This is a genomic window from Thermosynechococcus sp. HY596 (genome assembly GCF_030518715.1).
Classification (GTDB): Bacteria; Cyanobacteriota; Cyanobacteriia; order Thermosynechococcales; family Thermosynechococcaceae; genus Thermosynechococcus.
Window position 1 is genome coordinate 269785 of the sequence record NZ_CP130346.1, and the last position, 14160, is coordinate 283944.

Genomic DNA, 14160 nt, shown 5'->3' on the forward strand with positions numbered 1-14160 from the left:
GTATGCTGCGGCTACCAATTCAACCGATTTGGCAAAGGGTTTCCCAGTGGCCGGTGTGGGAGCCAACACGGCTGGCGATCGCCAGTTCAATTCTGCTGCACGCTGTGATTCTTTCCCTTGTGCGTGTGCCCGAACCCATACCGCCAGAGTTGGCCAGTGATCAACTGGTGCCCTTGGTCAGCCTTTCTCCCGAACTAGAAGCGGATTTACCCTCTATTGAACCGCTCTTGCCCACGGAACTGCCGCCCCTTGCCACGACCACACCACCGCCTCTACCGTTTACAGGCATTGAGCCACCCCCCCTTTCCTTTGCCCCCTTGGCACCCCTGCCCCCCTTGCCGCCGCTGACGGAACTGCCGCCCCTACCCAATCCAGTACCGCTGCAACCTTTGCCGCCGCTATGGCAATTGCCCCCGCCCGCCCGCCCCTTACCTGTTATCCCGACAACCCCGAATGAGGATGTGGCCATTGCGCCGGAACTCGTCTCACCGACACCTACGCCTGAACCCACCCCTGAAGAAACCTTAGCAACCACAGAGGGGGAAGCAGCGGCAGCGTTATCGCGGTGGTTTAATCAAACGCGGTTGACCCTCAATACGACGAATCTACAAGTGAATTTAGCCCAGCGGATCACGGACTTTTATCCCCAAGAGGCCTGTGGCGATCGCCTGCAGGGGGAAACAACCGTTGCGGTGGTGGTCACTCCCCAAGGGCAATTGCTGCCTGCCAATGCCGCCCCAGAAACTGGCTTGCTCACTCGCAATCCCCAAATTATTCGCAGCAGTGGCTCGGCACTCTTGGATCAAGCGGCTCTAGAACGGGTACGTCAGCAATCCTTTGAGGCCACAGGGCAGTACCAAGCCCTAGCGCTCACCTTTGCTTTTGAGTATCGGCCCGAAGTATGCCGAGGTCAGCAACCTGCTGCCACCCCAAGACCACAGCCTGCCACGCCAGCACCGGCAACACCACTACCAACACCAAAACCAGAGGCTAGACCATCCCCTGCGAGTGAAGCCTCACCAGCACCCACACCCACTGAAGAAGCGCCACTGCCCGTATCCCCAGAACCTAGCGAGACAAACTCGTCGTCTGAAGCGCCGGCTGCGAGTCCGCCAGCAACATCTCCCGAATAAAGCGGGCGATCGCCCGTTGCAGGAGGCCATTGACAATACGCTGACCCATTTGCTGCACCTCTGGCCGCACAATGATCCGCAAGATTGCCGGAATCACCTTGCCCCAGTCAAAGCCGGGGGTATCCTGCAAAATGCTGAAAATGCGGCGCAAATGCTCTAGGGCATTGGCTTCACTGACGATGCTGGAACTTGGCGTTGCCGGTACGGGACGGGTGACGAGGGGTAAAAGTTGCACAAGGTTCCATTGCCCCATTGTTGTCCGTGCCCAAGTATCAAGGCTCTTGACAATTTCATCCGCTAGGCGATCGCGATACTCCGCTCCCCGCTCCGAAAAGAGAAAATCTAAAGCCTGCTCCAGCACCACATTAAAGTCATAGTCACGGCTCTCGCGGGCATTGCGCAGCAGATTTTCTAGGCGCGTCCAGCGAAATTGACCATCCTTGAGGAGCAGGTTCGTGAGACTCGTGCGCAGCTCTGGGGCAGGATCCGTGAGCAGTCGTTTGGCAATGTAAGGATAGGCGGCACTGAGTACCTTAAAGTTGGGGTCAACGCCCATGGCAATCCCTTCCATGGTCAGGAGCGATCGCACAATCAAGGCATAATAGGCGGGCACCTGAAAAGGATACTCATACATCACCTCTGACAGGCGATCAAAAATGCGTTGGATATTTAGTTCCGAGACACTTGCCCCCAAGGCATCCTCAAAGACCAAGGCCAGCGCCGGAATAATTGGTTCCAGATCTGTATCGGGGGTTAGGAACCCTAAATGAACATAGTCGTAGGCAAGGCTTTCGTACTCACGGTTAACAATGTGGACAATGGCATTCAGCAAGCCATAGCGTTGCTCTGGGGCAATCTCACTCATCATGCCAAAGTCGAGATAGGCCAATTTGCCGCTGGGCATGGCCAGCAGATTTCCCGGATGGGGATCAGCATGGAAAAACCCATGTTCGAGCAACTGCCGCAGGGAGCACTGCACCCCCACATACACCATGTAGCGCGGATCAATCCCCAAGGCCTGAATTTGCTGCGGTTGGTTGAGTTTCACCCCCGTCACCCACTCCATGGTGAGCACCCGCCGCCGCGTATAATTCCAGTAAATCTTGGGAATATAGACATCGGTTAAGTGGCCATAGAGACGGGCAAAGCGTTCGGCATTCCGTCCCTCTTGGGTATAATCCATTTCCTCAAAGAGGCGACCAGCAAATTCATCGAGAATGGCCACTAAATCACTGCGAATCTCCTTGATCAGGCGTTTTGCCCAATAGGCCACCCCCCGCAGAATATAGATGTCTAGGGTAATACTTTCCGCCAAGCCGGGGCGCTGCACTTTAATGGCCACCTCTTCGCCACTGTGGAGTTTGCCGCGATACACCTGTCCCAAGGAGGCAGCCGCAATGGGATGATCACTCAGTTCAGCAAAAAGCTCACTGGGGGGGGCGCCCAATTCCTCCTCAATAAACTGAAAGGCCACTTCATTGGGAAAGGGGGGCAACTGATCTTGGAGTTTGGTCAATTCCTCCAGATAGACGGCGGGCAGCAGATCCGGGCGGGTGGAGAGGGCTTGTCCCACTTTGATATAGGCAGGGCCAAGGCGGGTGAGGGTTTCCCGCAGGGCGATCGCTCGCTGGTGTTGATTTTGTTTACTTTGGCCTGTGAGCCTGTCCCACCAACGGTTAAAGAGCAACCAAAACACTGGCCAGAGAATCCGCAACCAGCGACTCAAGACGAGTAAAGGCCGCTGCCGATAGTAGGCATCAATGGCCACGGGATCGTAGGGTTGAAAGGTCTCCGGATCATTGGGAAGGGTTTCAGCCGCGATCGCAATCTCTTGGGGCGCGGAATCACTGGGGACAATTGCCGTATTCATGGGCAGTCGCGCAAACTCTTAAAGTATTTTAACAATCAGTTCATCCTCAAGGAGGGCGGAAAATGCGCCTAGTCATTTTGGGGGCAACGGGGCAGGTGGGCTGGCAATTGGTGCAGCAGGCACCCCCCGGCGTTGAAGTCATTCCCATTGCTCGCCAAGGCACTGCCGTAACGCTGGACTTGGAAGATTTAGAGGCCATTCCCAACCTGGTAAAAACCCTTTGCCCCGATGTGGTCATCAATGCGGCGGCCTACACTGCTGTAGATCAGGCGGAACAGGAACCGGAACGGGCACAGCGGATGAATGGCACTGCCGTGGGTCTTTTGGCAGAAACGATGGCCGCCTTGGGTGGGCTGTTGATTCACTACTCGACGGATTATGTGTTTGCTGGTACTCAATCGCGACCCTATCGCGAAACCGATGCCCCTGCCCCCCTCAATGCCTATGGCTATAGTAAGTGGCTAGGAGAGCAGGCGATCGCCACCCATCACCCCGCCCATCTAATCTTGCGCACCAGTTGGGTGTATGACCTGCGGGGCAAGAACTTTTTGCGCACCATGGTTCGCCTTGCCCAAACCCGTCCTCTCGTTCGGGTCGTTGCCGATCAAATCGGCACGCCCACGGCTGCCCCCTTCATTGCCCAAGTCACCTATCAACTGTTGGAACGCTGGCAGGCGGATCCCTCCCTGAGCGGTCTCTATCACCTGACGCCCCGCGGCAGTACCAGTTGGTATGGCTTTGCGGTAAAAATTTTTGATCACCTGCGTGCCAAAGGCTATGGAACTGCCACCCTAGAGGCGATTCCCAGCAGTGAGTATCCGACACCGGCCAAGCGACCCGCCTTTTCTACCCTGAACTGCGAGAAGTTGGAGGCGGTTTTGGGGACTTCCCTCCCCTCATGGGAAGCGGTTCTTCAGCCCCTTTTAGACCAACTAGATCCGCAATCCGTGCTTTAGGGGGGTGTCGCAACGGTTGTTTTCATTTGGCTGAACCAGTCAATGAGTTGCTCCAGTTGTTTCTCCACCGGTTGCGTCCCTAGACCCCGCACGGTAATTTTGCCCTGACTGTAGACAAACCGACTTTGGAGATGCGTGGGCAGTTGCTCTAGGAGCAGTTTCCATGCGGGTTCAGCCATCGGAGTTTCCAAGATCACATGTTGCTTGCCTTCCGGACGAATGCGGCTAATGCCACACTGGCGCGCCAGTTGTTTGAGTTCCACAACCCGCAGCAGTTGCTGAACTGATTTGGGCAATGCCCCATAGCGATCGCTCCACTCTGCTGCCAATTGCCTCAAGTCTTCTTTTGTCGTTGCAGCGGACACCGCGCGGTAGGCGGCCATCTTTTGCTCCAAATCGGGCATATAGTCAGCGGGAATAAAGGCAGTGACATTGAGATCCACTTGGGTATCGTCAACGGCGGGAATCTCTTGGCCACGAATTTCAGCGATCGCCTCCTCGAGCAGTTCCACGTACAAATCAAAGCCAACACTGTCCAGTTGACCGTGCTGCTCCGCCCCTAGGAGATTGCCGACACCGCGAATTTCCATGTCTCGCATTGCCAGTTGGTAGCCCGATCCCAGTTGGGTAAACTCCTGAATAGCCCGCAGCCGTTGGCGTGCCGCCTCAGTCAGCACCTCTTGACGGGGATAAAACAACCACGCATGGGCTTGAATGCCCGCTCGGCCAACCCGACCCCGCAGTTGATAAAGCTGTGCCAAGCCAAACCGCTGCGCATCCTCCACCAAAATCGTATTCACACGGGGAATATCTAAGCCGGACTCAATGATGGTCGTACACACCAGAATATTGGCTTCACCATTGCTAAAGGCAAGCATCGTGGATTCCAGTTCTCCTTCTGCCATCTGGCCGTGAGCAATGAGAATACGGGCACTGGGCACCATCCCTTGCAGCTTTGCCGCCACCTCCTCAATTCCCGCAACCCGCGGCACAACATAGAAAACTTGACCCCCCCGATCCAATTCTTGGCGAATCGCACTGCGCACCGTTTCTGGGTCATAGGGAGCAAGGTGGGTTTGAATCGGGCGCCGCGAGGGGGGTGGTGTGGTGATTAGACTCATTTCTCGAACCCCCGACAGAGCCATATAGAGGGTGCGGGGAATTGGCGTTGCACTGAGGGTGAGCACATCCACTTGGATTTTGAGGGCTTTGATTTTCTCCTTTTGGTTGACGCCAAAGCGTTGTTCCTCATCCACCACCAGTAGCCCTAAGTCCCGAAATTTAACGCTCTTGCTCAGGAGTTGGTGCGTCCCAACGACAACATCCATTTCGCCCGTTTTCAGCTTTTGCAGGATCTCTTGCCGCTCACTCTCGGTGCGGAAACGGTTGAGCAGCCCCACTTGAATCGGATAGGGGGCAAAGCGTTCCTTGAGGGTGTGGTAATGCTGCTGCGTCAGAATCGTTGTGGGTGCGAGAACCACCACCTGTTTGCCTGCCATCACGGCTTTGAAAATAGCGCGAATGGCCACTTCGGTTTTGCCAAAGCCCACATCACCGCAGACCAGCCGATCCATGGGGCGATCGCTCTCCATATCGGCCTTGACCTCTTGGATGGCCTTGAGTTGATCCGGGGTGGGCCGATAGGGAAACGAGTCCTCCATTTCCTGCTGCCACGGTGTATCTGGAGGGAAGGCAAAGCCCCGTTGTTGGGCGCGTTGGGCATAGAGTTGCAGCAGATCCACCGCCACTTTCTTAATGGCCTTGCGCACCCGTGCTTTGGTACGTTCCCAAGTGTTGCCCGTTAACTTATTCAGTTGGGGAACGCCATCGCTTTGCTTACGGTAGCGGGAGAGGCTGTTGAGTTGATCGGCGGCAACGCGGAGAATGCCATCGGCATATTGCAGGGCGAGATACTCGCGGGTTTCGTTGTTAATCGTTAGCGTTTCTAGGCGCAGGAACTGACCAATGCCGTGTTGGCGATGGACGACGTAGTCCCCCGGCTGGAGCTTGTTGAGATCCACCTGTTTGGCAGCAGCGCGGCGGCGTTTGCGCACATAGCCAAGGTTGACCAAGTTGTGCTGACCAAAGAACTCGCGATCGCTCACCAGCACCGTGCGGAACGTAGGCAAAATAAAGCCACTAATTTCCGCTAGACCACTGGCCTTCAAGGCAATGGGCAGTCGCTGCTGTTGCAGCTTATCAATGGCCGGAAAGTCCTTGGGATTGGGCACAAACTGGGCGGGGCAATCATGCTCCTGCAACAGGGCTACAGAGCGACTCGGCTGCGCAGAGACTAACCACACGGTGTACCCCTTGTCCCGTTCCTCCCGCAGGGTTGCCGCCAAGCGACCAAATTGGTGGGGAATGGCTGGAATCGCCCGTGCTGATAAATTGAGACCGAGTCCCTCACTGGCCAGTTCGTAGAGGTGCACCCGTTGAAACCGCTCGAGGGCTTGGACACTGGCTGACCACGGACGATGGATGGGGGGGGGTGGCGTTTCAAGGCTTTGCCAGTAGGCTTGACTGTGCTCATACCAGCGATCGCCATGGGCAGCACAGAGGGGCGGCTCATCCACGGCAATGAGGGTTTGGGCAGGCAAATAATCCAAGAGCGAAGCCGGTTGCGGAAAAGCCACCCCCAGATAGCGCCGCAATCCCTCTTGATCCTCTGAAATGAGATGGGCGTGATCCGCTGCCCGCAGGGCTTGGGCAATCAGGGGAGTAAAACTAATGGGCGTCAGGGTTACCTGCGCAAGGGCATCAAGGCGATCGCCCTCGGTGTGTAGGGAGCGTTGACTGGCCGGATCAAACTCGCGAATGGACTCAATCTCATCGCCAAACCACTGCAAGCGCACCGGTAGCTCCGCCGAGACGGGGAAAATATCCACAATGTCGCCGCGCCGACTCCACTGGCCTTCCGTTTCCACGAGAGAAACCCGCTCATAACCAAGGGCTGCCAAGGCGGTGGCCACTTCCCCTAGGGAGTGCTCTTGACCCACCTCTAAAGTTAGACAGGCGGCACGAAACTGCTCTGGTGGGGGTAAATGGGGTTGCAGTGCCCGTTCCGTGGTGACAATTGCAATATTGGGGCGATCGCTCTCGACTAGAACTTGCAGCTGCCCCCAGACCATCTCCGCTTCCAAGTCAAAGGGGTCATAGGGAGAGGCCTCCGATGTCGGGTAAAAGAGCACTGCCTCCCAACCCATGAGTTCCAATTGCGCCGCCCAGCGTCCCCCCTCCTCTAGAGTGGAAGTAATCACACACAGCGATTGCTGACTCTGCTGCGCCAATGTGGTGGCCACAAAGCCCTTGACAAGGCGGGGCATCCCCGTGAGGACCAGTTCCCGTTGGTGTTGTAATTTGCTGAGCAGTTCAGCCGTCAGCGGCAGCTTACCCCAACTGCGGGGAATGGCCATTAAGGACATAGACGAGTGTCAGTGCAGGTGATCAAGACTTGAGAATTGAATTGCGACCCCTTGGGGCAGCGCTAACGCATTATAATTCTTACGCTCTCCTATCATTGTAAAAAGCAGGACAAGGATTCAGAAAACTCTAGCTAAAGCGCTTTTCGACAATTAGGGGGTAAAGAAGGGGGGATGCTCCTGTTTGGTAGCCACTTTGGCTGTTTTCAGTGTGTGCCATCCCTGTAAAAAGAGCTACATCACTGCTGAAGAGAGGGTGGAACCCCGTGGGCACTTCCTTCATAATTGTGAAAGAGTAGGAATTGCAGAGATTGAATGACGCGATCGCCCGATATTGATAGTCCGGCTCCAGAATCCTCAGCGATTGTTGACAGCACTCTTGAGGCAAGCGACCCCATTGACCCTGAGGATGAACTGCCCAATGAAGTGGAAATGTCCCTCTGGGATCACCTTGAGGAGTTGCGACAGCGGCTCTTTGTTGTCCTCGGCACTGTTGCTGTCACCATTGTTCTCTGCTTTACCCAAGTCCGCTGGATCATTCAGTTCCTTGAAAAACCAGCCCATGGTGCGAAATTCCTGCAACTCAGTCCGGGGGAGTACTTTTTTGTCTCCTGTAAAGCGGCGGCCTACAGTGGCATCCTCCTAGCGACGCCGATGATTCTCTACCAAGCCATCCGTTTTATCCTGCCGGGATTGACACGACGTGAGCAACGCTTGCTGGCACCGGTGGTTTTTGGTTCATCCATTCTCTTTATTGCCGGTTTGGCCTTTGCCTATACCCTCTTGGCACCCGCAGCCCTTGGCTTTTTCATTAACTATGGGGCAGATGTGGTTGAGCAACTGTGGTCGATCGATCGCTATGTAGATTTTATTTTGCTATTGCTCCTTGCCACCGGCCTCGCCTTCCAAGTCCCGATTCTCCAGTTGGTCCTCATTGCCCTCGGGATTGTTTCCATCCCGCAAATGCTCAGCCAATGGCGCTACGTGGTGATTATTGCCGTAGCCGTGGCAGCGGTTTTGACCCCCTCCATTGATCCAATTACTCAAGGACTGTTGGCGGGTGCTCTGCTTGCCCTCTACTTTACGGGGATTGGCTTGGCCAAGCTGATGGGGGTGGGGCGTTCTGAGGCTTAAACTTGCAATACCCCCAAAAAAGACTCAATCAGAAAAGATGATTTTGGCGATAAAAATCAATTATGGCGATCGCCCCTCGAACTTATCAAGGCTCTCAATAGAGATGATATGCTGATGTTGCCAAATTAGTGCATCCCTTCGCGATCGCAAAAATGGCATTACTTTAACAAATTTTTGTGTTTAGGAGCGGTCTTCATGCCCATTGCCCTTGGGATGGTAGAAGTACTGGGTCATCCCCCTGCCTTAGCCGTTGCCGATGTGATGGTGAAAGCGGCGCGTGTTACCCTTGTGGGCTATGAAGTGGTCAGTGGTGCTCGCCTGACGATTATTGTGCGCGGCGACGTTTCTGAAGTGCAAATTGCGGTTGCAGCGGGTGTGGAAGCCGCCAAGAAAATTCCAGCTCAAAGTCCTAAGGAAAAAACGCTCTATCTGTCGTCAACGGTGATCCCGCGCCCCCACGAGAATTTAGAGGCCGTTTTCCCGAAAATGCGGTTCCAATATGGCGATGGCTGGGAGCGTTTTCTCGTTTAGCAGCCCTAGGAAAAGTTCTCTAAAGCTTCTCTAATGCGCAAAGCTCCACCGCCCAGATAATTGGCTCAGAAGGGAGCACCCCCCAATCAACTATCTCAACAGTGAAGCCGCAAAATCGCTAGGAAACAGTTTTAGAGGGATACCTAGGCTAGACCGGTGTTGACCCCCGGCTTACCCGTAAACAGTTCCACTTTCACAATTTTGCCACCCATTTTTTGGATGCGTTGTTGCTCGCGGAACCAGTTTTCGTAGGGCACCAGTTTTGTGAAATAGGTGTTTTGCAGTTCGCGCTGGGTGCGAATACGGGTTTGACTCGGCACACAGGCAGTAATTTTGAACATGCGCATGGGATGGGACTCCAAATCTATGTGGGGTGATTACACGTCTGGGAGCTAAAGGCCAGACTCAGACTGTTTAAGCACAATTGCCATGACAGGCTGACACTCTAACCCCTAACTCCCAGACAGATGTGCGACTGGAGAGCTGTACTTAGCTTAAGCCAGAGCAGATGTAGTCAAAGTAGATGCCCATTTCTTTGCCGGCATCGGCACCCACCAAGCTGGCGGTGACTTCTTTCATGGCTTGGATGGCTTGCACAGTGGCAGCGATGGGCACACCCAAGGAGTTGTAGGTTTCTTTCAACCCATTGAGCACCCGCTCATCGAGGATGGAAGGATCCCCAGCCAGCATGGCATAGGTGGCATAGCGCAGGTAGTAGTCGAGGTCACGGATACAGGCCGCATAGCGACGGGTGGTGTACATGTTGCCACCGGGACGGGTGATGTCAGAGTAGAGCAGAGATTTGGCCACTGCTTCCTTGACGATATTGGCGGCATTGGCGCTGATCACGGTCGCAGCACGCACCCGTAGTTCGCCCGTTGCGAAGTAAGCTTTCAGCTTCTCCATGGCGGCGGTGTCGAGGTATTTGCCTTGCACGTCAGAGGCGTTGATGACAGCGGTAATCGCGTCTTGCATAGTTCTTTTTCCTCAAAAACTGATTTGGATGATGGATCAATGAAGGATGCTGAGGCGACCTACTGCATGGCGCCAATCACGAAGTCAAAGTAAGAACCGGCTTCAGCGGCATCTTCTGCAGACAGCAGCGAGGAAGCAACGTTCTTCATGGCGCGGATCCCTTCGGCCACGGCAGGAATGGGGGTGCCGAGGGAGTTGTACATTTCACGCACACCCACCAAACCAATTTCTTCGATGGGGGTGACATCACCCGCAACAATACCGTAGGTCACAAGCCGCAGGTAGTAGTCGAGGTCACGCAGGCAGGTGGCGGTCATTTCTTCACCGTAGGCATTGCCACCGGGGGAGACCACATCAGGCCGTTTTTGGAAGAGTTGATCGCCCGCTTGCTTGACAATCCGCTCGCGGTTTTCGGTCAGGGTTTGGGCAATGCGCAGACGACGCTCGCCGGTGCTGACAAAGCTTTTAATGCGATCCAGTTCACCGGGGCTGAGGTAACGGGCCTCGGCATCTGCATTCACGATCGATTTCGTGACGACGCTCATTGAGTTCCTCCAAAGTTGGAATTGTAAAACAAGGGTCTTGATAATGTGGCATCTGCCATTGGAATGTTACGACTCACCGCACTCCTGTAGGAGAGATAGGTACGGCGATGGACCCGACGGGCTGACGTAACCTTCCGCAAACATTCTCAGGCATAGGGGGGACATCTCCCACATCATCGCAATCCTTTTTAACATTCTTAACATTTTTTCAAAAATCTGCTAAGGGCAGCTATTCCAGCCATTCGATAATGCGGGTGCCAAGGTTGAGGGGAATATTCACGGCTTTGCCGAGGCGGGGTTTCTCACGGGTGGTCTCAATAAAGGTGCAAACTTGCTGGGCACAGCCCCAGTCATTGAGGTGCTGGGCGATCGCCCCAAGGTGGGCGGCATAATCTTCAGGCGTATCGGGGTAAGAGGCCTGCTCGAGGTAGCGCCACATCACCTGCAAAAAGATGCGATCGCCCACGCGGCGAAACTGAAGGTCAAAGGAGCGCCCCCATTTGCGCAGGAGCAAGGCATGGAGTTCATCACCAGTGAGGGGCGTCAGCATTGGCAAGAATTTCAGCCCTTGCGGCTAGGACGGCTCGGACAGTGTGATAATAGTTAACAAACGTAATTATTTTACGGCTGTTCGTTTCGATTCCTTAGTAAATAAGCGTAAACCATGGCTCAAGTTTCTGGAATGTCTGATGTGCCCGATATGGGGCGGCGACAGTTTATGAACCTGCTGACGTTTGGTACCATTACCGGTACAGCGTTGGGCGCTCTGTACCCTGTCGTCAAGTATTTCATTCCGCCCTCCAGTGGCGGCACGGGTGGTGGTGTAGTTGCCAAGGATGCATTAGGCAACGATATTAAGGTTTCCGACTACCTGACGAAGCACCTGCCGGGCGATCGCTCCCTTGCCCAAGGGATTAAAGGGGATCCCACCTACGTGATTGTTACTGAGGATCACCAAATTGCCAATTACGGCTTGAATGCCGTCTGCACTCACCTTGGCTGCGTGGTGCCTTGGAATGTCAGTGAAAACAAGTTCATTTGCCCCTGCCACGGCTCTCAATACGACAGCACGGGTAAAGTGGTGCGTGGCCCTGCTCCCCTCTCCTTGGCACTGGTGAATGCCACGGTTACCGAAGATGACAAACTGGTGTTTACCCCTTGGACGGAAACCGATTTCCGCACGGGCAAAGAACCTTGGTGGACGTAAAAAGAAATTAGGGAGTGGTATGAAACGCTTTTTCAAATCGTTGACGCTGGCGATCGCCCTTGCCGCCAGTGTGCTTCTTTGGTCACCGCAAGCACAGGCCTATCCATTTTATGCCCAGCAGGGCTATGACAGTCCTCGCGAAGCGACTGGGCGAATTGTCTGTGCCAACTGTCACCTCGCCGCCAAACCCACCCAAGTGGAAGTGCCCCAAGCCGTCACCCCCGATTCCGTCTTTGAAGCCGTGGTGAAAATTCCCTACGACACCCGTGTGCAACAGGTGCTGGGGGATGGCTCTAAGGGCGGTCTGAATGTCGGTGCAGTTCTCATGCTGCCCGAGGGTTTCAAAATTGCTCCTCCCGATCGCATTCCCGAGGAGTTACAAGCCAAAACCAGCGGCATTTACTACCAGCCCTACAGTGAGGACAAGCAAAACATTATTCTGGTGGGGCCCTTACCGGGTGAGCAGTATCAGGAAATTGTTTTCCCAGTCCTCGCCCCCAACCCTGCCACGGATAAATCGATCCACTTCGGTAAATACTCCGTTCACGCCGGGGGCAACCGCGGTCGCGGCCAAGTCTATCCCAATGGTGAAAAGAGCAACAATAACGTCTTTACTGCACCGATCGCGGGCACGATTACCAGTATTACCGCTAACCCCGATGGCAGTACTGCGGTGGTGATCACCCCCGAGAGTGGTGAAGCAGTAACAGAGACCATTCCCGCTGGCCCTGACCTCATTGTCAGTGAAGGCCAAACGGTGGCAGCGGGTGAAGCCCTCACCAACAATCCCAATGTGGGTGGTTTTGGGCAAAAGGATACGGAAATTGTCCTGCAGGATCCCAACCGCATTAAGTGGCTGTTGGTCTTCTTTGCCGCCATTACCCTCTCGCAAATTCTGCTGGTTCTGAAGAAGAAACAAGTGGAGAAAGTGCAAGCCGCCGAGATGAGTCTCTAAAGGAGTCCTATCACCCACGGTAGTGCAATCCCTCCATGACACGATTGTGGCGATCGCCACGGCTATTGTGCCCCAGCAAGGGAGTATTGGCATTGTCCGTCTCTCAGGCGCCAAAGCAGTCGCGATCGCCCAGTCTTTATTTGAAGCCCCCGGCAAGCAGCCTTGGGAATCCCATCGCATTCTCTATGGCTATGTCCGCGACCCCCAAACCAGAGAACGGGTCGATGAAGCCCTCCTGCTGTTAATGCTGGCGCCCCGCTCCTACACCCGCGAAGATGTGGTGGAATTCCACTGTCATGGTGGCCTCATCCCTGTCCAGCGCGTGCTGCAACTGTGTGTCGCCGCAGGGGCACGCCTCGCCGAGCCGGGGGAATTTACGCTGCGCGCCTTCCTCAACGGTCGCCTTGATCTCACCCAAGCCGAGAGTGTGGCCGAACTGGTGGCTGCCCAATCCACAACCGCCGCTCAAATTGCTTTGGCGGGTCTGACAGGAAAATTCGCCCGCCCCCTCAAGCAGATTCGTCAGACCTGTTTATCCCTCTTGGCGGAAATTGAAGCGCGACTCGATTTTACGGACGAGCTACCCCCCCTTGACCCCGCAGCCATTGCTGAGGACATTCGTCAGTTGCAACACCAAGTAGCAGCGTTTTTGGCCACGGCAGAACGGGGAGCACTGATCCGCACTGGGCTAAAAGTGGCCATTGTGGGTCGCCCCAATGTCGGTAAGTCGAGTCTGCTCAATGCTTGGAGCCGTAGCGATCGCGCCATTGTTACAGATTTACCCGGCACCACCCGCGATATTGTCGAGTCCCAATTGGTTGTCGGTGGCATTCCAATCCAAGTCCTTGATACGGCCGGCATTCGCGAGACCGATAACTTGGTGGAACAAATTGGCGTCCAGCGATCGCGCCAAGCCGCAGCCAGTGCTGATCTCATCCTCCTTGTCATTGATGCCAGTCAAGGGTGGACAGCCGCCGATCAGGAGATTTACGACCAACTCGAGCTGCAGCAGCGGCGGCAGCAAGCGCCTCAGTCCGTCTTGGTGGTTTTGAATAAAGCTGATCTCCTCAGCGAAACCGTAGAGGTTCAAGGTATTCCATTGCCCATTGCCCCCATTCCCACTGTGCTGCTCTCGGCCCTCAGTCAAAGGGGAATTGAGTCTCTCGAGGACGCCATTTTAGACCTTGTCCAAGGCCAAGGGGTTACCGCCGCCAACCTAGACTTTGCCATCAACCAACGTCAAGCCGCGCTCTTGGAGCAGGTTCACCAATCCCTGAATCATGTGCTTGCGGCCATTGATGCCCAACTCCCCCTTGATTTTTGGACAATTGACCTGCATGCTGCCGCTCGTGCCCTTGGTACCCTAACCGGGGAAGAGGTGACTGAGTCTGTGCTAGAACAAATCTTTAGCCGTTTTTGCATTGGAAAATAG

Annotated in this window: 13 protein-coding genes; 7 read left to right on the forward strand and 6 right to left on the reverse strand. The window is 55.0% G+C overall.

All coding sequences use genetic code 11. The annotated features are described in order from the left end of the window. Nucleotides 1-2: 2 nt before the first annotated feature. Nucleotides 3-1133 (forward strand): hypothetical protein, encoded by a 1131-nt coding sequence (locus QYC28_RS01290; RefSeq protein WP_302679717.1) that lies wholly within the window; start codon nt 3-5, stop codon nt 1131-1133. Here QYC28_RS01290 and QYC28_RS01295 read toward each other — a convergent pair. Further along, nucleotides 1069-3003: an AarF/ABC1/UbiB kinase family protein gene (locus QYC28_RS01295; protein WP_302679718.1), complete on the reverse strand. Its 1935-nt coding sequence runs from the start codon at nt 3001-3003 to the stop codon at nt 1069-1071. The two genes, QYC28_RS01290 and QYC28_RS01295, sit on opposite strands and share 65 nt — an antisense overlap. A 62-nt stretch (nt 3004-3065) precedes the next feature. On the opposite strand from QYC28_RS01295, the gene rfbD reads away from it, so the two are divergent. Further along, entirely contained in the window at nt 3066-3959 is an 894-nt protein-coding gene (rfbD, locus tag QYC28_RS01300) for a dTDP-4-dehydrorhamnose reductase (protein WP_302679719.1), read from the forward strand. On the opposite strand, the gene mfd is transcribed toward rfbD, so the two are convergent. Next, a complete protein-coding gene (gene mfd, locus QYC28_RS01305; RefSeq protein ID WP_286649787.1) occupies nt 3956-7384 on the reverse strand; it encodes a transcription-repair coupling factor in 3429 nt (1142 codons plus the stop codon). The genes rfbD and mfd overlap by 4 nt on opposite strands. 312 nt (nt 7385-7696) lie before the next feature. On the opposite strand from mfd, the gene tatC reads away from it, so the two are divergent. Both tatC and QYC28_RS01315 read left to right on the forward strand, forming a co-directional pair. Further along, on the forward strand, nt 7697-8515 hold the full coding sequence (tatC, locus tag QYC28_RS01310; RefSeq protein WP_149817467.1) for a twin-arginine translocase subunit TatC: 819 nt from the start codon (nt 7697-7699) through the stop codon (nt 8513-8515). A 195-nt stretch (nt 8516-8710) separates the two neighbouring features. Beyond that, a complete protein-coding gene (locus tag QYC28_RS01315; RefSeq protein ID WP_024125880.1) occupies nt 8711-9046 on the forward strand; it encodes a carbon dioxide-concentrating mechanism protein CcmK in 336 nt (111 codons plus the stop codon). Nucleotides 9047-9189: 143 nt separating this feature from the next. On the opposite strand, the gene QYC28_RS01320 is transcribed toward QYC28_RS01315, so the two are convergent. From QYC28_RS01320 to QYC28_RS01335, 4 genes are all read right to left on the reverse strand, one after another. Beyond that, complete coding sequence (locus QYC28_RS01320) at nt 9190-9393, reverse strand: phycobilisome linker polypeptide (protein WP_011056799.1); 204 nt, start codon at nt 9391-9393, stop codon at nt 9190-9192. Between the two features lie 142 nt (nt 9394-9535). Then, nucleotides 9536-10021 (reverse strand): allophycocyanin subunit beta, encoded by a 486-nt coding sequence (gene apcB, locus QYC28_RS01325; RefSeq protein ID WP_149817471.1) that lies wholly within the window; start codon nt 10019-10021, stop codon nt 9536-9538. Nucleotides 10022-10080: 59 nt separating this feature from the next. Then, nucleotides 10081-10566, reverse strand: a complete 486-nt coding sequence (gene apcA / locus QYC28_RS01330) for an allophycocyanin subunit alpha (RefSeq protein WP_149817474.1) — start codon at nt 10564-10566, stop codon at nt 10081-10083. Between the two features lie 229 nt (nt 10567-10795). Continuing rightward, nucleotides 10796-11116, reverse strand: a complete 321-nt coding sequence (locus QYC28_RS01335; protein ID WP_149817476.1) for a DUF3067 family protein — start codon at nt 11114-11116, stop codon at nt 10796-10798. Nucleotides 11117-11230: 114 nt separating this feature from the next. Between QYC28_RS01335 and petC the strand changes: the two genes are divergently transcribed. The 3 genes from petC to mnmE are packed head-to-tail and all read left to right on the forward strand — an operon-like array spanning nt 11231 to nt 14160. Next, nucleotides 11231-11773: a cytochrome b6-f complex iron-sulfur subunit gene (petC, locus tag QYC28_RS01340; RefSeq protein ID WP_149817478.1), complete on the forward strand. Its 543-nt coding sequence runs from the start codon at nt 11231-11233 to the stop codon at nt 11771-11773. Nucleotides 11774-11792: 19 nt separating this feature from the next. Next, nucleotides 11793-12728 (forward strand): cytochrome f, encoded by a 936-nt coding sequence (gene petA, locus QYC28_RS01345; RefSeq protein WP_149817480.1) that lies wholly within the window; start codon nt 11793-11795, stop codon nt 12726-12728. Between the two features lie 22 nt (nt 12729-12750). After that, entirely contained in the window at nt 12751-14160 is a 1410-nt protein-coding gene (gene mnmE / locus QYC28_RS01350) for a tRNA uridine-5-carboxymethylaminomethyl(34) synthesis GTPase MnmE (RefSeq protein ID WP_302679720.1), read from the forward strand.

What these genes read in the sequence shown, in the direction of transcription:
- QYC28_RS01290 (WP_302679717.1), top strand. Translation starts at nt 3, where the DNA reads ATGCTGCGGCTACCAATTCAACCGATTTGGCAAAGGGTTTCCCAGTGG.
- QYC28_RS01295 (WP_302679718.1), bottom strand. Translation starts at nt 3,003, where the DNA reads ATGAATACGGCAATTGTCCCCAGTGATTCCGCGCCCCAAGAGATTGCG.
- rfbD (WP_302679719.1), top strand. Translation starts at nt 3,066, where the DNA reads ATGCGCCTAGTCATTTTGGGGGCAACGGGGCAGGTGGGCTGGCAATTG.
- mfd (WP_286649787.1), bottom strand. Translation starts at nt 7,384, where the DNA reads ATGTCCTTAATGGCCATTCCCCGCAGTTGGGGTAAGCTGCCGCTGACG.
- tatC (WP_149817467.1), top strand. Translation starts at nt 7,697, where the DNA reads ATGACGCGATCGCCCGATATTGATAGTCCGGCTCCAGAATCCTCAGCG.
- QYC28_RS01315 (WP_024125880.1), top strand. Translation starts at nt 8,711, where the DNA reads ATGCCCATTGCCCTTGGGATGGTAGAAGTACTGGGTCATCCCCCTGCC.
- QYC28_RS01320 (WP_011056799.1), bottom strand. Translation starts at nt 9,393, where the DNA reads ATGCGCATGTTCAAAATTACTGCCTGTGTGCCGAGTCAAACCCGTATT.
- apcB (WP_149817471.1), bottom strand. Translation starts at nt 10,021, where the DNA reads ATGCAAGACGCGATTACCGCTGTCATCAACGCCTCTGACGTGCAAGGC.
- apcA (WP_149817474.1), bottom strand. Translation starts at nt 10,566, where the DNA reads ATGAGCGTCGTCACGAAATCGATCGTGAATGCAGATGCCGAGGCCCGT.
- QYC28_RS01335 (WP_149817476.1), bottom strand. Translation starts at nt 11,116, where the DNA reads ATGCTGACGCCCCTCACTGGTGATGAACTCCATGCCTTGCTCCTGCGC.
- petC (WP_149817478.1), top strand. Translation starts at nt 11,231, where the DNA reads ATGGCTCAAGTTTCTGGAATGTCTGATGTGCCCGATATGGGGCGGCGA.
- petA (WP_149817480.1), top strand. Translation starts at nt 11,793, where the DNA reads ATGAAACGCTTTTTCAAATCGTTGACGCTGGCGATCGCCCTTGCCGCC.